At 68.6% G+C, this 20,389-nt stretch carries 20 protein-coding genes; 9 read left to right on the top strand and 11 right to left on the bottom strand.

All coding sequences use genetic code 11. The annotated features are described in order from the left end of the window. Nucleotides 1-17: 17 nt before the first annotated feature. Nucleotides 18-644, bottom strand: coding sequence for a hypothetical protein (locus ACGF7Y_RS10230; protein WP_393231692.1), 627 nt, complete (start codon nucleotides 642-644; stop codon nucleotides 18-20). Between the two features lie 188 nt (nucleotides 645-832). Between ACGF7Y_RS10230 and ACGF7Y_RS10225 the strand changes: the two genes are divergently transcribed. The 4 genes from ACGF7Y_RS10225 (at nucleotide 833) to ACGF7Y_RS10210 (ending at nucleotide 5,285) form a co-directional block, all read left to right on the top strand. Beyond that, on the top strand, nucleotides 833-1,342 hold the full coding sequence (locus ACGF7Y_RS10225) for a DUF6764 family protein (RefSeq protein ID WP_393231690.1): 510 nt from the start codon (nucleotides 833-835) through the stop codon (nucleotides 1,340-1,342). A gap of 127 nt (nucleotides 1,343-1,469) precedes the next feature. Next, the gene (locus ACGF7Y_RS10220) at nucleotides 1,470-2,657 is read left to right on the top strand and encodes a serine hydrolase domain-containing protein (RefSeq protein ID WP_393233113.1); all 1,188 of its coding nucleotides are present in this window, start codon (nucleotides 1,470-1,472) and stop codon (nucleotides 2,655-2,657) included. 50 nt (nucleotides 2,658-2,707) lie between these two features. After that, complete coding sequence (locus ACGF7Y_RS10215; protein ID WP_393231688.1) at nucleotides 2,708-4,078, top strand: cytochrome P450; 1,371 nt, start codon at nucleotides 2,708-2,710, stop codon at nucleotides 4,076-4,078. A gap of 307 nt (nucleotides 4,079-4,385) precedes the next feature. Continuing rightward, nucleotides 4,386-5,285, top strand: coding sequence for an Ig-like domain-containing protein (locus ACGF7Y_RS10210; RefSeq protein WP_393231686.1), 900 nt, complete (start codon nucleotides 4,386-4,388; stop codon nucleotides 5,283-5,285). A 207-nt stretch (nucleotides 5,286-5,492) separates the two neighbouring features. Here the strand turns inward: ACGF7Y_RS10210 and ACGF7Y_RS10205 are convergent, their stop codons facing one another. The 3 genes from ACGF7Y_RS10205 to ACGF7Y_RS10195 all read right to left on the bottom strand — a co-directional run bounded on the left by ACGF7Y_RS10205 (nucleotide 5,493) and on the right by ACGF7Y_RS10195 (nucleotide 8,823). Continuing rightward, nucleotides 5,493-7,511, bottom strand: coding sequence for a M13 family metallopeptidase (locus ACGF7Y_RS10205; RefSeq protein WP_393231683.1), 2,019 nt, complete (start codon nucleotides 7,509-7,511; stop codon nucleotides 5,493-5,495). Between the two features lie 75 nt (nucleotides 7,512-7,586). Further along, nucleotides 7,587-7,961 carry a DUF397 domain-containing protein gene (locus ACGF7Y_RS10200; RefSeq protein ID WP_393231680.1) on the bottom strand — a complete coding sequence of 125 codons (375 nt, stop codon included), beginning with the start codon at nucleotides 7,959-7,961 and terminating at the stop codon, nucleotides 7,587-7,589. A gap of 10 nt (nucleotides 7,962-7,971) precedes the next feature. Beyond that, nucleotides 7,972-8,823 (bottom strand): helix-turn-helix domain-containing protein, encoded by an 852-nt coding sequence (locus ACGF7Y_RS10195; RefSeq protein ID WP_393231677.1) that lies wholly within the window; start codon nucleotides 8,821-8,823, stop codon nucleotides 7,972-7,974. Nucleotides 8,824-8,956: 133 nt separating this feature from the next. On the opposite strand from ACGF7Y_RS10195, the gene ACGF7Y_RS10190 reads away from it, so the two are divergent. Beyond that, nucleotides 8,957-9,481: a hypothetical protein gene (locus tag ACGF7Y_RS10190; protein WP_040871356.1), complete on the top strand. Its 525-nt coding sequence runs from the start codon at nucleotides 8,957-8,959 to the stop codon at nucleotides 9,479-9,481. Here the strand turns inward: ACGF7Y_RS10190 and ACGF7Y_RS10185 are convergent. Together ACGF7Y_RS10185 and ACGF7Y_RS10180 are read right to left on the bottom strand one after the other, a co-directional pair. Continuing rightward, entirely contained in the window at nucleotides 9,450-9,953 is a 504-nt protein-coding gene (locus ACGF7Y_RS10185; RefSeq protein WP_393231674.1) for a DUF4190 domain-containing protein, read from the bottom strand. The genes ACGF7Y_RS10190 and ACGF7Y_RS10185 overlap by 32 nt on opposite strands. Before the next feature lie 114 nt (nucleotides 9,954-10,067). Further along, nucleotides 10,068-10,856 (bottom strand): pirin family protein, encoded by a 789-nt coding sequence (locus tag ACGF7Y_RS10180; RefSeq protein ID WP_393233111.1) that lies wholly within the window; start codon nucleotides 10,854-10,856, stop codon nucleotides 10,068-10,070. Between the two features lie 235 nt (nucleotides 10,857-11,091). Here ACGF7Y_RS10180 and ACGF7Y_RS10175 point away from each other — a divergent pair, with 235 nt between their 5' ends. Continuing rightward, complete coding sequence (locus ACGF7Y_RS10175) at nucleotides 11,092-11,556, top strand: NUDIX domain-containing protein (RefSeq protein ID WP_393231672.1); 465 nt, start codon at nucleotides 11,092-11,094, stop codon at nucleotides 11,554-11,556. 73 nt (nucleotides 11,557-11,629) lie between these two features. Then, complete coding sequence (locus tag ACGF7Y_RS10170; RefSeq protein ID WP_393231669.1) at nucleotides 11,630-12,979, top strand: MFS transporter; 1,350 nt, start codon at nucleotides 11,630-11,632, stop codon at nucleotides 12,977-12,979. On the opposite strand, the gene ACGF7Y_RS10165 is transcribed toward ACGF7Y_RS10170, so the two are convergent. Beyond that, nucleotides 12,972-13,466 (bottom strand): hypothetical protein, encoded by a 495-nt coding sequence (locus ACGF7Y_RS10165; RefSeq protein ID WP_393231666.1) that lies wholly within the window; start codon nucleotides 13,464-13,466, stop codon nucleotides 12,972-12,974. The genes ACGF7Y_RS10170 and ACGF7Y_RS10165 overlap by 8 nt on opposite strands. A gap of 243 nt (nucleotides 13,467-13,709) precedes the next feature. On the opposite strand from ACGF7Y_RS10165, the gene ACGF7Y_RS10160 reads away from it, so the two are divergent. After that, nucleotides 13,710-15,389 carry a DUF4185 domain-containing protein gene (locus ACGF7Y_RS10160; RefSeq protein ID WP_393233108.1) on the top strand — a complete coding sequence of 560 codons (1,680 nt, stop codon included), beginning with the start codon at nucleotides 13,710-13,712 and terminating at the stop codon, nucleotides 15,387-15,389. Here the strand turns inward: ACGF7Y_RS10160 and ACGF7Y_RS10155 are convergent. Genes ACGF7Y_RS10155 through ACGF7Y_RS10145 form a run of 3 tightly spaced genes read right to left on the bottom strand, consistent with a single transcriptional unit; the run spans nucleotide 15,359 to nucleotide 17,679 of the window. Next, nucleotides 15,359-16,216: a biotin-dependent carboxyltransferase family protein gene (locus ACGF7Y_RS10155; RefSeq protein WP_393231664.1), complete on the bottom strand. Its 858-nt coding sequence runs from the start codon at nucleotides 16,214-16,216 to the stop codon at nucleotides 15,359-15,361. The genes ACGF7Y_RS10160 and ACGF7Y_RS10155 overlap by 31 nt on opposite strands. Further along, on the bottom strand, nucleotides 16,213-16,914 hold the full coding sequence (locus ACGF7Y_RS10150; protein WP_393231662.1) for an allophanate hydrolase subunit 1: 702 nt from the start codon (nucleotides 16,912-16,914) through the stop codon (nucleotides 16,213-16,215). The genes ACGF7Y_RS10155 and ACGF7Y_RS10150 overlap by 4 nt, the downstream gene beginning before the upstream one ends. A 9-nt stretch (nucleotides 16,915-16,923) precedes the next feature. Continuing rightward, complete coding sequence (locus ACGF7Y_RS10145; RefSeq protein ID WP_393231659.1) at nucleotides 16,924-17,679, bottom strand: LamB/YcsF family protein; 756 nt, start codon at nucleotides 17,677-17,679, stop codon at nucleotides 16,924-16,926. Between the two features lie 142 nt (nucleotides 17,680-17,821). Here ACGF7Y_RS10145 and ACGF7Y_RS10140 point away from each other — a divergent pair, with 142 nt between their 5' ends. Then, a complete protein-coding gene (locus ACGF7Y_RS10140) occupies nucleotides 17,822-18,637 on the top strand; it encodes a hypothetical protein (RefSeq protein ID WP_393231656.1) in 816 nt (271 codons plus the stop codon). A 5-nt stretch (nucleotides 18,638-18,642) separates the two neighbouring features. Here ACGF7Y_RS10140 and ACGF7Y_RS10135 read toward each other — a convergent pair whose 3' ends face one another. After that, nucleotides 18,643-20,103 (bottom strand): CCA tRNA nucleotidyltransferase, encoded by a 1,461-nt coding sequence (locus ACGF7Y_RS10135; RefSeq protein ID WP_393231654.1) that lies wholly within the window; start codon nucleotides 20,101-20,103, stop codon nucleotides 18,643-18,645. Nucleotides 20,104-20,389: the final 286 nt, after the last annotated feature.

The raw sequence follows: 20,389 nt of genomic DNA, 5'->3' as shown, positions 1-20,389 counted from the left end.
GCGGTGGGAAGTCCCGGTCAGAGTTCCTGGACGCAGACGACGAAGCGGCGCTTGTCGTAGACGTACCCGGTGCCGCTGCCGCAGACGCTGACGTCATCGGCGCCCTGCTGGATCTTGACCACCTTCACGCCCTTCGACGGCGACGAGCCGGTGCAGTCGATGCGCTTGGGATCGTCACCACCGACGTCCATGCAGCCGCCGACCACCCAGTCGATGTCCAGGCACAGCGCACCCTGCTCGATGCCATTGATGGTCTCGGCGTAGTAGTTGTCGGCGTCGCTGCTGCACTGCGAGCTCTTCGCCTTCTTGTCGATCACCTTGTAGTTCGACTCACGGCTGCCGCACGACGCCTTCTCGATGGTGGCGTTGGTGGTGGTGCCGCCGAGTTTCACGCAGTCGTTGACGTTCGCGTCGAAGTCGGTATTGCCGCTCGGCTTGCTCGTCGTCGGCTTGCCGGTGCTCGGAGTGGGCTTGCCCGACGACGGTTTCGGCGTGCTGGTCACCGACACCGCGTCGATCGTCCCGTTGTCCACGGCAGGCTGGGCGGTACCGCTGATCGTGGAACTACAGCCGACCAGCGACAATCCCGCCGCGATGGCGAATCCGGCGAAGGCGAGACGCCCCCAGGTCAGTTGACGAGACACGTACAGTCCTCCCGAGCTGTAACGCCGGCGAACTCACGCCCCCGTGATCCGAAGTTGCCTTGGCTGTGCTTGAAATACCACGCCATGAATACACCATGGACCGAGCGCACGTCGAGCCGAAGGCGGAAACGAACCGCTGGCAACAAGTCTGGGTATGGTGGGATTTCTGGTCCGAGAGGAGTCCCCGGGTGAAGCTGATCAGCGCAATCGTGTGTTCGACCGCCGCGATCGGAGGCTCCCTCGTCGTTCCGGGGGTGGCGGCCGCTGCCGACGTGCACTGCCGGTCGGACCACGGGACCGACATCACCGTCATCGACGGGGAGACGGCGTGCCGCGCGGCGACCGATAGTTACGGCTCGGCCAGGGCCAGCGGGATCGATGGGGTCGGCTACGCCAACGCGACCCTCGGCGCCACGGCCATCGGCATCGGTGCGGCGGGCGGCGTCGGTGCCAGCGAAGGCGCGGGCGGAGTTCCGGTCGCGGTCGGCCTCGGCCCGGACGCGGTCGCGGTCACCTCGACCAACGACGACCCGGCGGCACGGACGTTCGCGATCTCCATCGCACTCGAAGGATCGCGAGCGGGGGTGGAAACCGCCGAACAGTCGGTCGTTTGTCTGGGCGTCGCGGCCTTCGCGTGGAACGCCGACAGCGGCGGCGCGTGCCTTGCCACCCCTTTTGGACTCTGGCAGACCCACTGAACGGGTTACCCTGGTTGACCAGCCCGGATAACGGCGGTCAGGAGGTGACCCCATGGTTTCGGCAATGGCGGCGGACGACTTCGAGCCCGCCGATTCGGCCCGCGACAAGCTGGCGGCACCGCGCGAGATGCTGGTCGACCCGCGTTTCATCCGGCTGGCCGATCAATTCTTCGGCCTGTTCGCCCAACCCGCGCGCGGCGGCGGTGCACTGGCGGTCTACCTCGACGGCAGGCCCGTGGTCGACATCTGGGCCGGCTGGGCGGACAAGGAGCGGCGCTGGAACGGCGATACCGTCGCGCTGACCTTCTCCACCGGTAAGGGCGTCGCCTCGACCGTCGTCCACCGCCTGGCCGAACGGGGTCTGATCGGCTACGACATCCCGGTGGCCGAGTACTGGCCGGAGTTCGCCGCGCACGGCAAAGACGACATCACGGTTCGCGACGTGCTCTGTCACCGCGCCGGCTTGCACCGGGTGCGCGGCCTGGTGCCAGGCCGCGAAGGCATCCTGAACTACGACGCCGTGGTCCGGGCGCTGGCCGACAGCCCGCCGGACCCCCGGCGCATCCGCACCTCCGGCTACCACGCGATTACCTTCGGCTGGCTGGTCGCCGAACTCGTGCAGCGGGCGACGGGCACACCGTTCACCGAGGTGTTGCGCACCGAGATCGCCGAGCCGCTCGGGTTGGACGAGTACTGGTTCCGCGTCCCGGAATCCGAGCGACACCGGATCGCCAAGATCTTCCGACCCCTCGGGCCGCCGGGCATCCGCTGGAACACCGCCTCCTCGGTGCTGTCCTGGGTGCGGCCGGTGCGCGGGCTCGCCGAGGCGGGCATGCCGGAGAGTTTCGACGAGCTGGTCCGCGACCCCCGGGTGCACGACGCGGTGATGCCGGGCTGGAACGGCGTCTTCTCGGCGCGCGCACTGGCGCGAATGTACGGCGCGCTGGCCAACGGCGGAGTGGTCTACGCCGGCCACTCGCAGCAGGTCGTGCGGTTCCTGGCGCCGGAGACGATCGCGACGATCGGCCGGGCGCAGTCGGCCCACAGCCGCGATTACGTGCTCGGTCTGCCGATCACCTTCACGCTCGGCTATCACCGCCCGGTGTTGATGTCCAAGCAGCAGCCGCGACATGCGTTCGGCCACTACGGCGTGGGCGGCTCCGGCGCGTACGCGGACCCGGATCTCGGCATGTCGATCGCGTTCGTGACCAACGGACTCGGCAGCATGGTGACCGCACTCGGCGACGCCAGGCTCGCGCGGCTGGCCGCGACGGCGCAGACCACGGTGCGCAAGCACAAGCAGGCCCCGGGTTAGCGTCGAACCGCTCCGGCGGCGGCTTCGTAGTTCTCGGTATGAATGTGCGCATGCGTCGAGCCGATATGGGTGACCACCGCGCCGGACCGCGTGTGCCGCGCTCGACCGCACTGCACGCCGTGGCCGCGGGGATCGATTTCGACCGGTACTTCCGGTGGCGCAGAGCGCGCGAAGGCGATCCGTTCTATGTCCGTTTTCCGGGATTCGGCGCCGTGCTGTTCACCGGGACGGCCGTCAGCGCCCAGGAGATCTTTCGCTCGCCGGCGGATTTCTCCGAGCCACCGCGGCCGAACCCGATCGAACCGATGGTCGGCGGCGCGTCGCTGATCCTGGCCTCGGGGCCGCGCCACCGCCGCGACCGCGCGCTGCTCGCCCCCGCCTTCCACAGCGCACGGATACGGGACTACGGCGCGCTCATCCGGGAAGCCACCTTGCGCGAGATGGCCGGGGAGAGCGGTCAGGTGTGGGCGGCGGGCGCGCGGGTCGACGCGCGGGCGGCGGCGCGGGCGCTCACACTTCGGGTGATCACCACGGCGGTGTTCGGCGTGTGCGACCCGCGGCGGCAAGCGGCGTACTCCACCGCGGTGACGGAATTCCTCACCGCGTTCTCCGGGCCGTTGCTCCTGGTCCCCGCGCTGCGGCACGGATTGGGCGGGCACGGACCCTGGGACCGGTTTCGCGCCGCGCGCGAACGACTGGATCGATTGATCAGGTCCGACATCGCACGCAGGCGCGGGCACGTCGCCGCACAGCCCGGCGACGTGCTCGACGTGCTGCTATCCGCATACCCGGACGCCGCCGCGGATGACGAGCTCTGCGAGCAGGTACGCACCTTGCTGGTGGCCGGGCACGAGACCACCGCGACAACCCTGGTCTGGGCGCTGTTCCGGCTGCACCGCGCGCCGGAGGTCTTGGCGCGGCTGCGGCGGGAGCTGCGCGACGCGGGCCCGGAGGCGAGCCCGGCGGAGCTGGCCGCACTGCCTTACCTGGATGCCGTCTGCCAGGAGACGCTGCGGTTGCACCCGCCGGTTCCGATCGTCCTGCGTCGCCTGATCGAGCCTTTCGCGCTGCGCGGAGTGGCGCTCGCCTCCGGAGACACCGTAGGGATCGCGGTGCCGTTGCTGCACTCCGATCCAGAGGTGTGGCCGGACCCGCGGCGCTTCGACCCAGGTCGCTTCACCGAGCGCCGCTACCGGCCGTACGAGTTCGCCCCGTTCGGCGGCGGCCACCGGCGCTGCGTCGGCGCGGCCCTCGCGGACTACGAGTTGCGGATCGCGCTGGCCACCATCCTCGGGCGGGTAAGCCTGCGGCTGCCCCCACGATATGCGCGCAGAGGCGTCCCGCGCTCGGTTCCGCACAACATCGCGACCGGTCCGCATCGCCCGATTTCGTTCGAGGTGATCAGTGAGCTTGGTCACTAACTGGTTTGCGGTGAACCAACTTTCACGCACTCGTCGGCTCCGCGCCGATGCTGTCCGTTCCGTTGTGACCGGGAGGTTTGCCCGCACCGATACCCAAAGGAAGTGATTGTGACCGGGACCACAACGAGCACGGTTGCTGTATCACTCTGAAACGCCGGTGGCTAGGGGGCGCGCCGGGACGGTAGGAATGGACGACGGGTCGGGCCGTCGATACCAGTGGGGCGCTCTTCTGGCTCCGCGCTGAAATGAAAGATCTCGCCACGCGCGCTTCCGCGTGCGCGCGAGAGATGGAATGGACGAGAAACCTATGCATGTCGCTTTGCACACCGGATCGTTGCCTGCTCGCCGCAAGGGAGCGCGGCTGACCCGCCGGATGCGTGAGGGCGCCCTGCTGTCCGCCGCGATCGCGGCGGCCGGTGTTCTGCTCGTCGCGCCTGCTCACGCCGAACCGATCCCGGGTCTCGGCACCGGATCGGCCGCCGCGGCCACCGAGCCCGCGCCGCAGGCGAACTTCGCCCCGCCCTCGATCAACATCGCCGACGGCGAGGTCGTCGGCGTCGCGCAGCCGATCATCATCACCTTCAAGGAGCCGGTGACCGACCACGCCACCGCCGAGAAGGCCATCCAGATCACCTCGTCGAAGGCCGCCCCCGGCCACTTCTACTGGCGCGGTGACAAGCAGGTGCGCTGGCGTCCGGACGAGTTCTGGCCGGACAACACCGACGTGCAGGTCCAGGCGGGCGGCACCACCAGCTCCTTCCGCATCGGCGACGCCTTCGTGACCACCGCCGACGACGAGACCCACACCATCACCATCACCCGCAACGGCGAGGTGGTGAAGGAGATGCCCACCTCGATGGGCAAGCCCAAGCACGAGACGCCGAACGGCACCTACATCGTGGGCGAGCAGCTGCGCAAGATGACCATGGACTCGTCGACCTACGGCGTGCCGGTCACCGACCCGGAGGGCTACAAGCTCGAGGTCGAGTACGCCACCCGCATCTCCAACAGCGGCATCTTCGTGCACGCGGCTCCCTGGTCGGTCGCGCAGCAGGGCGTGTCCAACGCCAGCCACGGCTGCCTGAACGTCAGCACCGAGGACGCCAAGTGGTTCTTCGAGAACGCGCGCCGCGGCGACCCGGTCGTCGTGCAGAACACCCAGGGCGGCACGCTCAGCGCGAGCGACGGCCTGGGCGACTGGAACTGACGATTCGGTAACCCCGGATCGGCGCGAAGCCGAACATTACGATCGAATCATCGCAGTAGTCGATCGTGATGTTCGGCTTTCGCTGTATTCGGACAGTGGTCGCGAGAGTCGACCGCCGCTTTCAGGTGCGACTCGGTGACCGGTTGTCCCGCGGCACACGACCGTCCGAGCCGAGACGGCCGCTCGCGACCGCCCCGGCTCGGCGAATCACCAGATCTTCACACGCTCAGCGGGATCCAAGTAGAGCGCATCACCGGGTTTCAGGTCGAACGCCTCGTGGAAGCTGTCGATGTTGCGCACGACCGCGTTGCAGCGGAACTCCGCCGGGGAGTGCGGATCGGTGGCGAGCCTGCGGACGGCTTCCTCCGCACGGGCTTTCGTGCGCCACACTTGCGCCCAGCCGAAGAACACCCGTTGCAGGCCGGTGAGCCCATCGATCTCCGGTGCGGGGGCGCCGCCCAGCGAGATCTTGTACGCCTCCAGCGCGATGGAGAGGCCGCCGAGGTCGCCGATGTTCTCGCCGATGGTGAACCGGCCGTTCACCGTGTGCTCGTCCGGCAGGTCCTTCGGGGAAAGCACGTCGTACTGATCGATCAGTGCCCTTGTCCGCTTGCCGAATTCGGCGTGGTCCTCGTCGGTCCACCAGTCCACCATGTTGCCGTCACCGTCGTACTTCGAACCCTGGTCGTCGAAGCCGTGCCCGATCTCGTGGCCGATCACCGCGCCGATACCGCCGTAGTTGGCCGCGTCGTCGGCGTTCATGTCGAAGAACGGCGGTTGGAGGATGGCGGCCGGGAAGACGATCTCGTTCATGCCGGGGTTGTAGTAGGCGTTCACCGTCTGCGGGGTCATGAACCACTCGTCCCGGTCGACCGGACCGCCGAGCTTCTGCAGATCCCGATCGTGTTCGGCCGCATAGCCTCTGCGGTAGTTGCCCACCAGATCGGCCGGGTCGATCACCACGCCCGAGTAGTCCCGCCACTTGTCCGGGTAGCCGATCTTCGGGGTGAACTTCTCCAGCTTCGCCAGCGCGGCGAGCCTGGTGCCCTCGCCCATCCACTCCAGCTCGGCGATATTGCGGCGATAGGCCTCCTGCAAGTTGGCCACCAGTCCGACCATGCGCGCTTTGGCTTCGGGCGGGAAATGCTCGGCCACATACAGTTTGCCGACCGCCTCACCGAGCAGACTTTGCACCAGCGCGACCCCGCGCTTCCAGCGTTCCCGGTTCTCCTCGGCGCCGGTGAGCGTGCGGCCGTAGAAGTCGAAGTTCTCCTCGACCACCTCGTCGGTCAGATACGGCGCCCGCGCGCGGAGCACTCGCCATGCCGCCCATGCCTGCCAGTCCGCGAGCGGCTCGTCGGCCCACAGCCGCGCGAACGTACGCAGATAATCCGGCTGATGCACCACCGACTCGGCGAACAGCTCGGGGCCGGCCGCGTCCGCGCCTTCGGCCAGCGCGGAAGTCCAAGCGGCCCAATCGAACTCGGGATTTTCGGCGACCAGCGCGTCGAAGGTGGTCAGGTTGTATCTGAGTTCGGCGTCCCGGCGGCGCACCACGTCCCAGTGCCCGGCGGCCAGTTTCCGCTCCAGCTCGAAGACGCGTTCTCCGACGGCGCCGAGGTCCTCCGGCAGCAGCCCGGCGACCTGCGGGTCGGCGGCGGCCAGGGCGAACATGCGGTTGATGTGCGCGATGTACTTCGCGCGGATCTCGGCGAACTCGTCCTGCCGGTAGTACGACTCGTCGGGCAGGCCGATGCCGGACTGGGTGGCGTGCGCCAGATAGCGGTTGGAGTCCTTGTCATCGGTGTCGATGAAAACGCCGACGGCGCCCCCGACGCCGGTGCGCTGCAACCGGCCGAGCAGCGACGCGAAAGTCCCCTTGTCGCCGACCTCGGCGATCGCCGCGAGCTCGGCCGCGATCGGCGCGAGCCCGGCGGCGGCCACCGCGTCGGTGTTCATGAAGCTGGAGTACAGGTCACCGATCTTGCGGGCTTCGCTGCCCGGCTCGGCGTCGGCGGCCGCGGCGTTCTGGATGATTGCCTGCACGTCCAGCTCCGCCTGGTCGTACAGCGCGCGGAAGGCGCCGTCCACCGCCCGGTCGGCGGGGATCTGATAGTCGGCCAGCCATTTGCCGTTGACGTGCGCGAACAAATCGTCCTGCACCCGCACGTCCTCGTCGAGGTGGGACAGGTCGATACCGGAAGGACGGGTCAGTTCGGAAGTCACGGTGTCCAGTATGCCGACAAGAGCGTGAGTCGGCCCCCGGGCACGGCGTGCCCGGGGGGTGGCGAGCAGGGGAGATCAGGCGGGCACGATGATGCGATCGAATTCGCCGTCGTGTGCGCCGAGCAGGAAGGCGTCCCACTCCTCAGGGGTGTAGGTGAGGGTGATTCCGCCGTGACGCAGTGCGGTGTGACCGTCGGCGACAGGGTGCGCGCGCAGTTCGCCGTTCGATCGCCCGCGGGTGCGCACGGCGTCGAGGAAAGCGGTCCACTCGGCCGCGGTCACGGTGATGACGGGCTCGTCGCCGGGGCGGTTCGCCGGGTCGCGGCGATATTTGCTGTCACGGATGAGCACCGCATCACCATCGAACCTGACCTCGACGCATTGGTTGCCATTGTTCGATCTGGTCGACGTGAACCAGCCGGTGCGTGCCGGCCGCGCGGTGATGGCCATGGGCAGGATTTTACACGCGAGAATAGCGTCTGATCAGCGCTAATGACTCCGCTCGTGAGAGCGACTGGTCCACCGCGCGCAGGTACGCGAAGCGTAGATCGCGGACCAGATCCGGGTCTTCGACGGCCCCGCCGAACACCGCGCTCTCCACCCAGCCGAACGTGGGCAGCTGTTCACCGGCGAAGTCGATGAGGTGGAAGCTGGAGCCGCCGAGCACCGCGCCCGCGGAGGCCGCGAACGGGATCACGCGCACCTCCACGGTGTCCACTTCCTCGATCAACGCGGCAAGGTAGTTCAGCTGTCCGCGCAGCACATCCGGACCCCCGGTCTGCTGTAGCAGCGTGCCCTCACCGAACACCGCCGTGAGTTCCACCGGATCCGCGCCGCGCAGCCGCTCTTGGCGCCGCATCCGGATCGCCACCAACTGCTCGACCTGGACCGGACGGATCATCACATCGGCGCTGATCAGCGCGCGGGCGTAGTCCTCGGTCTGCAACAAGCCCGGCACGACGAGGCTGTCGTAGCTGCGGATGCTCTGCGCGCCGTATTCCATGCCGTAGAGCCGCTGCAGTTCCGGTCCGATCAACGCCGAGGACTTCGCCCACCATCCGCGCTGCTTGCTGGCCTGCAACAGGGTCAGCAGCTCGGCCCGCTCCTCGGCTTCCACCTCGAGCAGGTCGAGCACCGGGCCGATGGTCTCGGTGGTGAGTACCCGTCTGCCCTTCTCCACGTGCGACCAGTTCGCCGGCGTGAAGCCCACTCGCCTTGCGAAGCCCGCCGAGTCGAACCCCCGCTGTTCCCGCAGTTCACGCAACCGCAGCACCAGCTCCCAGCGGGCAACGGTGGGCGAGAGGGGTGCCATGGGCAGGATGCTACGCCCACGCCGACGCGCGCCCCGGGTGACTATTGTCAAGCGACTTGCCCAGGGTTAGGGTCATGGCAGCGATCGTTTCTTCCGAGCACGCGTCCACCACAGCGAGGCGAGGTTGTTCGACATGAGTACATCGCGCATCGAATCGGGCAGGCATCTCGCGTCCACGGACTTCCCGTCGATCCAGGACGCGTTCGCTCGCTGCCGTACCTATCGCGAGAACAACGGGTTGTACGGTCTCGTGGACCCGATGCTCGGCCGCATCATGCTGGAAGTCGGCTCGGTCGGAGCGGTCGTGATGCCCGCCGAGTTCGGTCGCCGGGTGCGCGAACGCTTGACCGCCGGGCCCGAGCCCCGGCCGGGACCGATCATCGCGCATCCGCGCGCGAACCGATGGACCTTCCTGACCGGCCCCACCGACAACTCGTACCTGGACACCGGACTGTTCGCCGACCTGTTCCGGATCTGCGCCGCGATCGCACTGCCGGGCAGCCACCTCGTACTGCCGTCACCCGCCGACGAGCACGGCGGCTACCGAACCTGGGTCGTGGCGCCCGACCGCGACTTCCGCCGCGACTTCGCCGAGGTGATCGCCACGACCCGAGCGTGCGCCGCGGCTACCGGGGTGTCGGCGCGGGCGGCGGAGTGAGCGTGATGCTGTACTTGTCCTGCAGCTTCTCGTTCCAGTCGCGCTCGCACTGTTCGATCTTGGACTGGTCGTCGCCCGCTTTGTTCACGCAGTCCACGAAGTCCTTGCCACCCGAGTTCACGAAGAAGCTGTAACCCACGACGGTGAGCAGGACGGCGCCCACGATGCCCAGCACACCGAGGACGACACCGGCGATCGCCATCCCCATGCCACCCGCGGTGCCGGCGCGGGCCTTGAAAATCGCGACGACGCCGAGGATGACGGCGAAGATGCCGCAGACATAGCCGCCGATGATCGTCCAGAAGAACAGCAACGCGAGGATGCCGAGAACCAGCGCGGTGATCGCCAGACCTCGACCCTTCGGCGATTCCTGCCAGTAGGAGGGCTGACCGGGATACTGGCCGCCGGGTGGCTGCGGGTACTGACCTGGCGGCGGGTACTGGCCGGGCGGCGGGGGTGGATATTGCGACATGGACTTCCTCTCCGTCGGTGCCTCGCGATGCTCGGTCCGGACGAGGTGGTCCGGGGCGGCGCGGCCGTCGCCTACTGATCGCGCACCCCGCGGACGGATGTTAATGCGAATCGGCTACTGGGCGCCCAGCCGCGCGTGCATCTCCCAGACCAGGATTTCCGAAGGCCGTCGCGCCACCACACGCTGGCCGCCCGACCTGGTCAAACGCACCGCGTCGCCCTCGTAGAGCGGGCCGACTCCTTCCATGTCCACCTCCCCGCGCGCCACGAACAAGTGCAGGTACGGCGCATCGGGCAGATCGATGGCCGGCTCGGCATCCGGCTCCGCGCCTGCCATGCGCGCCACATGCAGCGCCGAATGACTGCTGTTGATGGCGATGGCGGTGCGATCCCGGTAGCGGGGCAGGCCCGAGGCAACCGTGACCAGACCGCCTCCCGCGAGTTCGTCATCGATCTCGAGCTGTTCGTAGCCCGGAGTCAGACCCGGCTCGTCGGGCACGACCCACATCTGCACGAAATGCACGGGTTCCTCGTGTTCGGAGATGCGGCCGTCCAGCCGCCACGAGTCGTTCTTCTCCGAATGCAGGATGCCGGTGCCCGCGCTCATCCGCTGGGCCAGCCCGGGATAGATGACACCGCTGTGGCCCAGGGAGTCCTGGTGCACCAGGCTGCCACCGAGCACCCAGGTGACGATCTCCATGTCCCGGTGCGGGTGGGTGTCGAAACCCTGCCCGGGCGAGACGACGTCCTCGTTGTTGACCAGCAGCAGGCCGTGGTGGGTGTTGTCGGGATCGTAATGCTCCCCGAAGGAGAACGAATGCTTCGAATCCAGCCAGGAGACCCGCGTCTTCATACGGTCGCCGCCACGGTGGACATCGATGTGTGGTGTCGTGAGTGTGGACATCATGGTCCTCCTCTCGGGACCGTGCACCGATCGCCATTCAGGGTAGGAGCACTTCCGCCGCGGTACTCCGCATTCCTAGTAAATTGTGCCGCACTCGGCATTTTACGCGAGCGACCGGAAGGTGAACGGGAGGCGAGCAGAACCAACCGGTACGTCGAAACGTCGGGCGACCTCGCCGGATATCGTCGTCCGGCCCCGATTGCCAAGCGCCACAACGCCGACCGGAGGGAACGACGTGCTGGAATCCGATGACCTGACCCGGATCGAGCAGCAACTCCGCAGCGAAGCGCGCCGCGACGGCATCGAACATTTCGTGGTCGGCGTCGCGGTGTTCCGCGAAGGGCGGCTCCTGGTGGTGCGCCGGGTCGCCGACGACTATCACGGCGGTATGTACGAACTGCCCGGCGGAGGAGTCGAATCGGGGGAGACTTTCGCCGAGTGCGTCGAGCGGGAATTGCTGGAGGAAACGGGGCTGCGGCTGCGCGCCGTGCTCGACTTCCTCGGTGGATTCGATTACGCCACCCGCACCAAGTCGAAAGTGCGGAAATACAGCTTCGTGGTGGAGGCCGAGCCGGGCGACGTCGTCCTCGCGCCAGGAGAGCACGACGCGTTCGCCTGGATCGACGCGGGCGCGCTCGACGAGCTGCCGATGGCGCCGGACATGCGCGCGACGGTGAGCGCGCTGGTCGACCGGGTCTGACTCGCGCGCCGTATTGTTCGCCTCCGACGCGCGGTGGTGCGGCCTCGTCGGCGAACGCAGTACGCTCGCGGACGTGTCGACTGGTCACGCCGAAGGCCTCACTCCCGCGGAGCAACGGCCGGGTGGACTGCGCGCCACACTTCGGGAAAGCCCGGGCGTGTCGCGTCTGGCCGTGGTGCGTTTCGCCGGGCAATTCGGTGATGGGATGTTCCAGGCGGCGTTGTCGGGCGCGATCCTGTTCAACCCCGAGCGGCAGACCGATCCGCTGGCCATCGCGGCGGGCTTCGCGGTACTGCTGCTGCCGTATTCGCTGATCGGACCGTACGCGGGCGCACTGCTGGATCGCTGGGACCGGCGGGCCGTGCTGCTGGTGGCCAACGTGCTGCGCGCGGTGCTGATCGCGCTGGTCGGCGTGGGGTTGCTCGCCGGAGTCGGCGAGACACCGCTGCTGTTGCTGGCCTTGGCGGTGGTGGGCGTCAGCAGATTCGTCCTGGCGGGCGTCTCGGCCGCGCTGCCACGGGTGCTGGCGCAGGCCTGGCTGGTGCCGATGAACTCGGTGCTGGCCACGATCGCCTCAGGGTGTGCCGGAGCGGGTGCGGCCGTGGCGGTGGGGGTGATCGGGCTGATGGGGGCGGGTGACTTCGCCTCGGCGGTCGCGGTCGCGATCAGCGGGACCGGGTCGCTGATCGGCGCGGCGCTGGCAACGGGGTTCCGGCCGAGGGTGCTCGGTCCGGCGCCCGACGCGGCGAAGGGCGACAACACCGTGCACGCGATCGCCACCGGCCTGCGTACCGGTGCCACGGCGGTGTGGGAATCGAGAGCGGTCACGACGGCGATGTTGGGCATCGGCACCCACCGGATCGTCTTCGGCGTGAATACGCTGATCATGGTGCTGGTGCTGCGCCAGGCCCCGGTGGACGGCACCGGCCTCAGTGGTGGTCTGGTCGGTTTCGGCGTCGCGATCGCCGCCACCGCGGCGGGCATGCTGGTGGCGGCCGTTGTCGCGCCCCTGCTCATTCCCCGGCTGGGACGGGCGCGCACCGTGGTCGCCGGTCTGATCACCGCCATGCTGGTGCAGCTGACGCTGGTCACGCCGATCGCGTTCGCCGATTCGGGCGCCGCGGTGGAGCGCGCCCACGAACTCCTCTTGGCCGGCGCCTTCCTGCTCGGACTCGCCGGACAGACGATCAAACTGACCAGCGACGCGACCATGCAGATCGATATCGACGACGCCCGCCGCGGCCAGGTGTTCGCGTTGCAAGACACGGTTTTCAACATCACGTTCGTGCTGGCGATCGCGGCCGCTGCCCTGATCATTCCGGACGACGGTCGATCGGCGATCGTGGTGCTGACCGGCGCCGCCGCCTACGCCGCGGGAATCGCGGCCATCGCGTTGAACACGCGTCGCCGGACGATCAGTTGATGAAAGGTTCGTCGCCGAGATTGCGCACGCCACGGTTCAGTCGGTGCGTCAGGTGCTCGGGCATGCTCTCGGCCGCCGAGTCGCCGGGCGATGCGGCCGCGTAATCGGAATTCGCCTGTGCCTCCGATAATCGTGCATCGCCGAGCGCACGATCCGGCACGTCCGTCTCCGTGCGCACGATCCAGTCCAGCGGCTCGCTGGCCGCATCGCCGGGCAGGCCGGTGATTTGGTGATTCCACGTGCCGAGGCCGGTGGGATCGGTGAAGAAGTGGTCGGGCACACCGTCGTCGTCGAGATCCAGCGCCGCGATGCCTGCGCGGCCCGAACCCGCCGGATCCCACAGCGCGTCATCGGCGATGCCGTCCCCGTCGAAGTCCAGCCGCACCGCGTCGGCCGCGCCCGTGTCGCCGAGTTCCAGGTCGGCCTGGCTGGCCCAGACGTGCACGGGTCCGTCACCGGTACCGAACACGTACTCGATCTCGTTCATATGTTCTTGGACGCGCGCGGTACGGCGCGGGTTCCATCACGCGGCGCTTTTTCGATTCGCCGTCCCCCGTCCGCGGTGGTTGTTCCGGTAAGTTGACCTGTCAGCGGCCGACCGACAGGAGTCGATACGACATGGGTTTTCCGGTGCACACCCCCGATGCGGTACGAGAACTGCTGGGCGCGTGGGAAACTCGGTCCGTCACCGGGCGTCCGATCGCGTGATGACCGCGGCCGGGCCGACCTGATGCGCACCTGCGGAATCAAAACCCCCTGTGCACCGGTCTTGTTCGGCGCACTGCTCGTCGGCGTCCTCATCGTTCCGCTGCCCACCGCACAGAGCGCACCGTTCCCGTGGGCGCCGCCGCCGGTGAACAGCTGCGGTGAGGTGGGGTTCGACCCGCTCGCTCGCGAGCCCGATCCCGCGCAACCGCCTCCGCCGCCGCTGCCGCCGCAGATCGACATCCCGGTGCCGATCCCGGAACTCACGCCGGTTCCGGTGCCCGATCCGCCGCAGGACAACACGCGGATCGTCCCCGACCCGCTGCCGGAGAACCCGTGCGACAACCCGTGCCCGGACATCAGGGACTATCCCGAGCACCCCGAACCCGATCCCGATCCGAGCCCGACGCCGGAGACCGGTACCGACGAGGGAACCGGTTCCTCCGGTTCCGCCTCGGTGCCCGATTCGGGCAGTGGTTCCGGCTCCGCCTCGGGATCCGGTTCGGGCAGCGGATCCGGTGCGCCGGTGAAACTCCCGCGCATCGAGTTCAAGCCGGAGGTCGAGCCGATTCCGGTCCCGGTGCCCGGTGGTCCCGGCGAGGAGCCGCAACCGGCTCCACCCGAGGTGGTCCATCCGGCCGAACCGGGTCCGCTCACGGCGCCGGTGACCGCGCCCGCGGTGGAGTCGGTCGAGCTGGTCGAGCAGGTGACCGGGCACGGTTCGGCGAACCGCACCGACATGCGCTGGCAGGTCGACGGCACGGATCTCGGCCTGATGTGGGAGACCGCGCCCGGTGAGGTCGCCGTTGTCTTCGGCGACACCTTCGGCGAAGGCTGGGGCGTCGGTGGCGCGGGCAACGACGACCAGGACTGGCGCAGCAATGTCATCGGTTTCAGCACCGACCGCGAGCTGTCCGACGGCCTGACCTTGGATACCTTCGCGCAGGACAGCCGCTGCCACGCCGCGGAGATCCTGGGCAGCCGCAAGATCAAGAACTGGGAGACGACCACCATCCCGACCTCCGGGTTCGCCGTCGGGAACCGGCAGTACCTCAGCTATATGTCGGTGAACAGGTGGAGCCGCATCCCGGGCCTGTGGTGGACCAACTACGGCGGCATCGCCTACTCCGACGACCGCGGGCGCACCTGGAAGAAAGATCAGCATGCCAAATGGGAGAACCTGTTCGGTCTCGGTAAGTTCCAGGTCGCGGCGATGGTGCCGCACGGTGACTACGTCTACATGTTCGGCACACCCAACGGACGCATCGGCACGATCGCACTGGCCCGGGTCCCGAAACGCCAGATCCTGAACAAGTCCGCCTATCAGTACTGGGTGGGCGGCAGCTGGGCGCCCGCGGCCGAGAATCGAGCCACCCCTCTGATCCTCGGTATGGCGAGCGAACTCTCGGTGCGCTACGACCGGGAGACCGAGCAGTGGCAGATGGTCTACCTGGATTCCGCCCGGGGCGCGATCGTGCTGCGTACCGCGGCGAGCCCGCAGGGGGCGTGGACGGACGCGGTCCCGCTGGTGTCCACCGCCGACTATCCGAAGTCCTACGGCGGATTCATCCACCCGTGGTCGACCGGCGAGGACCTGTACTTCACGCTCTCGGCGTGGGACAGCTACAACGTCTATCTCATGCACGCCCGGCTCCAGCCGGGCGTGCACCGTGGTCAGCCCACCCGCACGAACCGGACGGGCTGACCGGGCCGGGTCTGCGCGATGGCGTCGACGTCGGCGTCGAGGACCACCGCGATCACCGGATACCCGCCCGTAACCGGGTGATCGGCGAGGAAGACGACCGGCTGTCCGCTCGGTGGCACCTGGATCGAGCCGAGTGCCATGCCCTCGGTCGGCAGTTCGCGGGTGACCTTGCGGGTCAGCGGTGGGCCGCGACGGCGTGCCAATCGGGCGCCGATCCGGTCGGTATCGGTGGAGACCTCCCACTCGCCCTCGAACAAGACCGTGGCGTCGGTGAACCAATCGTCGCGCGGACCGAGCACGGCCCGTACGGTGACGACGTCCGCGGGCAAGGCGGCGACCGGGGCGACGTCCACGACCGGAATCGTGTGCGGAGACGGCCCGATCGGAAGGCGATCGCCCTTCTCCAACGGCTCCGGACCCAAGCCCGACATGGTGTCGCGGCTGCGGGAACCGAGTGTCTCCGGTACGTCGATGCCGCCGCGCACCGCGACATAGCTGCGCAGGCCGACGGACGCGTAGGCCAGCCGGAGGGTTTGTCCCGGTTCGAGTTCCAGCACACTCGCGTGACCCACCGGCCTGCCGTCGACGGTAGTGGGCGCGGGGGCGCCCGTGACCGCCAGCATGACGTGCTCTTCCGCGTGCAGCGCGAGGCCCCCGAGCAGCACTTCGACGGCGGCGTGCCCCTCCGGGTTGCCGACCAGCCGATTGGCCAGCCGCAGGGACGCGCGATCCGCCGCCCCCGCGGGACCGACCCCGGAGTCGAACCAACCCGGCCGTCCGAGATCCTGGATGGTCGCCAGGGGACCGACCTGCTCGACGACGATCATCGGCCGTATCTCGCGTCGACGAAGCGAACCGCAGCGCCCGCTCGGATCAGCGCAGGCGGATCGCGCTCGGCATCCCACATCCTGAGGTCGGTGGTGCCGATCAGCTGCCACCCGCCGGGTGTGCTCCGTGGGTACACGGCGCTGTATCCACCCGCGAGTGCGACCGCGCCCGCCGGAATCGACGTACGCGCCTGCGCTCTGCGCGGAACGGACAACCGGCCGTCGGGCGATTCCAGGTAGCCGAAGCCCGGCGCGAATCCGACGAAAGCACACCGCCACACCGTGCCGGTATGCGCGGCGATCACCTCCGCGGTCGTGACTTCCAGCATCCGGGCCACCTCGTCGAGGTCGGCCCCGTCGTAGCGCACCGGGATAGACACCGGCTCGGCGCGCGAAGCGTGCGATGTTCCACGGGAAACAGCGGTCGCCCCCTCGGCGTGCAATGCGATCAGGAGCGTCGTCAGCGCCCGGCGGACCGATTCCGCGTCGCGCGGTGAATCGAGTGTCAGCAATACGGTTTCCGCGGCCGGAAGCAGATCCTGCACACCCGGTACCGGACGTTCCCGCAGCGCGGTCACGAGTTCCGCGACCACCGCACGACGTTGGGGGGTGATCAACAGCGCCCGATCACCCGCCGCGCGGATCGCCTCCTCGGCCGCCTGCCGCTGCGCGTGCGTCACCGTGCCCTTCGTCTTCATGTCCCGGCCTCAGCCGAACGGCTCGACCGGCACGCCGACTTCGTCCAGCGCGCCCCGGATGCGCCGGGCCATCTCCACCGCCGCGGGCGAATCACCGTGCACACAGATGCTGGCGGCGCGCACCGCGACCTTGCCGGAGCCGTCGGCCGTCCGCGCGGCTCCCGACTCGGCGATCGAAATCGCTTGGGCGACCGCGTCCCGCGGCTCCAGCACCGCGCCGGGCGTACCGCGCGGCGCCAGCGAGCCCTCGGCCGTATAGGCGCGGTCGGCGAAACCTTCGCCGACGAAGCGCACTCCGGCGGCCTGCGCTGCCGTCTCCAAATGGGTGCCTGCCGGGCCGAGTAGGGCCAGCCGCGGGTCGTACTCCGTGATCGCGGCCAGGACGGCGTCGGCCAGTTCCCGATCGCGCGCTGCCGAGTGATAGAGCGCGCCATGCGGTTTCACGTAGCGCACCCGATCCCCGGCGGCTTTCGCGAAAGCGTCGAGGCCGCCTATCTGATACAGCACCTCGTCGCGCAGCTCTCCGGGCGCGACGGCGATCTCTCGCCTACCGAAACCGGCCAGGTCGCGATAACCGACGTGGGCGCCGATCCGCACGCCCTTGCGCACCGCGAGCGCGCAGGTCCTGCGCATGATCACGGGGTCACCCGCGTGGAATCCGCAGGCGATGTTCGCGCTGGTGACGATGTCGAGCATGGCGGCGTCGTCGCCCATCGTCCACGGTCCGAAGCCCTCGCCGAGATCACTGTTCAGATCCAGCGCCATGTGCGTCCTCCCAGCAGTGCGTGACAGACGGCCCTTCGATTCTCGTGCTCGAGCCTTGCCCCGGGCAAGGACACTCGTTCCACGCGACCTGGGTCACAGCGCGCCGGTTCGAGCCCCCGCGCCAAGTACGCTCGTTCCAATCATGGCCACGTATTTCGATCCGAAGTCCTGGTCGCCGCTGCGGGCCGTCGATCTCGGAAAGCGCCTGTTCGATCAATCCTGGCTGGAGCAGTGGGTCGCGCTCAGCACGGCCTGGATGGATCCGGTCGCCGACCTCGGCGCGGGCACCGTCACGGCGCTGCTGCCCGATGTGCTGATGACCATGCTCAGCGAGGGCATCCTGAGCCGGTTCGGCGGCCAAGAGGTCAGCGCGACACTGCTCGGCCACGAACTGCACGCCACCTTGCAGGTGCTGAAGGTGCGCCGCCGCGGCGCGCATTTCCAGACCAAGACGGTGCTGTCGCGGCTGAGCTGGGACGATCATCCGATCGAGTCCGTCACGGTGATCGCCCACGGCGTCCGCCTGATTCCGGGCGTGCCGACCAAGGTGCGCACCGCACGGCTCGATCTCGTGGGCACCGTCACCACCGCGGCGCTGGTCGGATGGCTCAACACCCAGCCGCTGGACTGGGACCTCGACGTGCACCGCAGTGGGCTGATCCGAGCCAGGCACCGCCGACGGTTGGTCACCGCCCTGGTGGACGCGTCGGTCGCGGACAACCGACTGCGCATCGAGATACGCCGGGTCACCTGGTTCGGCGTGCGCATTCCGCGCCGCATGATCGACGTTCCCGTCCTACCGCTCGAACACCTGCCCAAGGACGCGCGGATCGCGCATGCCGAGCGCGAGGACGACCTGATCCGTTTCCGCGTCGAACTGCCGGAGATCTCCGGGTCGTTCGATCTCGCCCAGATGCGCTCCGCGATCCTGGCAGGCACCACCCTGATCGTCTTCTGACCTATTCAGCTCTGCGTCTTCCACCACTCGAGCAGCGCCGCCTCGGCTTCGTCCCGGTCGAGCGGGCCACGGTCGAGCCGCAGTTCCTTCAGATGGCGCCAGGCCCGGCCCACCTCGGGCCCCGGGGGCAAGCCGAGCAGCTCCATGATCGCGTTGCCGTCCAGATCCGGGCGGACCTTGGCCAGATCCTCCTGCTCTCGCAACCGCTCGATCCGCACCTCGAGCTCGTCGTAGGTGGCGCGCAGCGCGGCGGCCCTGCGCTTGTTGCGGGTGGTGCAGTCGGCGCGGACGAGTTTGTGCAGGCGGGGGAGTAGCTCGGCGGCGTCGGTGACGTAGCGGCGGACGGCGGAGTCGGTCCACTGCCCTTTGCCGTAACCGTGGAAGCGCAGATGCAGGAACACCAGCCGGGCGACGTCCTCGGTGAACTGCTTCGGGTACTTCAGCGCCCGCATCCGTTTGCGCACCATCTTGGCGCCGACCACCTCGTGGTGGTGGAAGCTGACGCCGCCGCCCGGCTCGTTGCGCTTGGTGTCGGGCTTGCCGATGTCGTGCAGCAGCGCGGCCCAGCGCAGCACCAGGTCGGGGTCGCCCTCCTCCTGGTCGATCGCCTGTTCCAGCACGGTGAGCGAATGCCAGTAGACGTCTTTGTGCTGGTGATGCTCGTCGATCTCCAGCTTCATCGCGGGCACCTCGGGCAGCACCCGCTGCGCCAGCCCGGTCTCACACATGACGTTGATGCCGTCGATCGGATGCGCGCCCCCGATCAGCTTGTCCAGCTCGACCCGGACCCGCTCGGCGGTGATGCGGTCGATCTGGTCGGCCATCGCCGTGACGGCGGCCCGCACCCGGGGATGCGGCTCGAAGCCGAGCTGGGAGACGAATCGCGCGGCGCGCAACATGCGCAACGGATCGTCGTTGAACGAATCCTCCGGCGCGGCAGGCGTATCCAGCACGCCTTCGAGCAGGGCGGTCATGCCGTCGAGCGGATCGACGAACTCCAGCGCGCCGTCCGCTCCGATCTTCACGGCCATCGCGTTCACCGTGAAGTCCCGGCGCACCAGGTCCTCGGCGAGCGAGTCGCCGAAGGTCACCTGGGGATTGCGCGACACCCGGTCGTAGTTGTCGGCGCGGAAGGTGGTGATCTCCAGCTGTTGCCCGGCCTTCGACGCGCTGACCGTGCCGAATGCCAGGCCGCCGGTGTCCCACAGATGGTCGGCCCACCCGCGCAAGATGTCCTGCACCACCTCCGGCCGCGCGTCGGTGGTGAAATCCAGATCGGTCCCCAACCGGCCGAGCACCGCGTCCCGCACGCTCCCGCCGACCAGGTACAGCTCGTGCCCCCGCGCCGCGAACATCTCACCCAGCGGCGTCAGCACATCCGCCAGCCCCCCGAGCGTCACCGCCGCGGCGGCCAGCAATCGGGTACGTCTATCCAGCGCAGCGTCCTGCGACTTCGGCGAAACCACGAAGCAGCAGCTTACCGAGCCACGACAACGGTTATCGCGCCGCAGGCCCACGCAGCAGCCCAGATATATAAGGACACCGACATCAACCCAGCCAGCGGCATCCGAAGACCGCGCAACCACCCTCGCGATCCACCCGAGCGGCCACCGCTCCCCCCACGAACCACCAATACCGGTCGCCCTCGACAATCCGCGCCGAGCGGGCGCGCCCCACGTCCCGAACGCCGATACCGACGCGCCCAGCGCACCTCAACTCCCGGTTTCGAGCGAAGCGAGACCGAGCATGTTC

This window comes from Nocardia sp. NPDC047654 (assembly GCF_043205035.1).
Lineage (GTDB): Bacteria > Actinomycetota > Actinomycetes > Mycobacteriales > Mycobacteriaceae > Nocardia.
The sequence above is the reverse complement of the archived record's forward strand: the minus strand, read 5'-3'. Positions and strand labels throughout refer to the sequence as shown.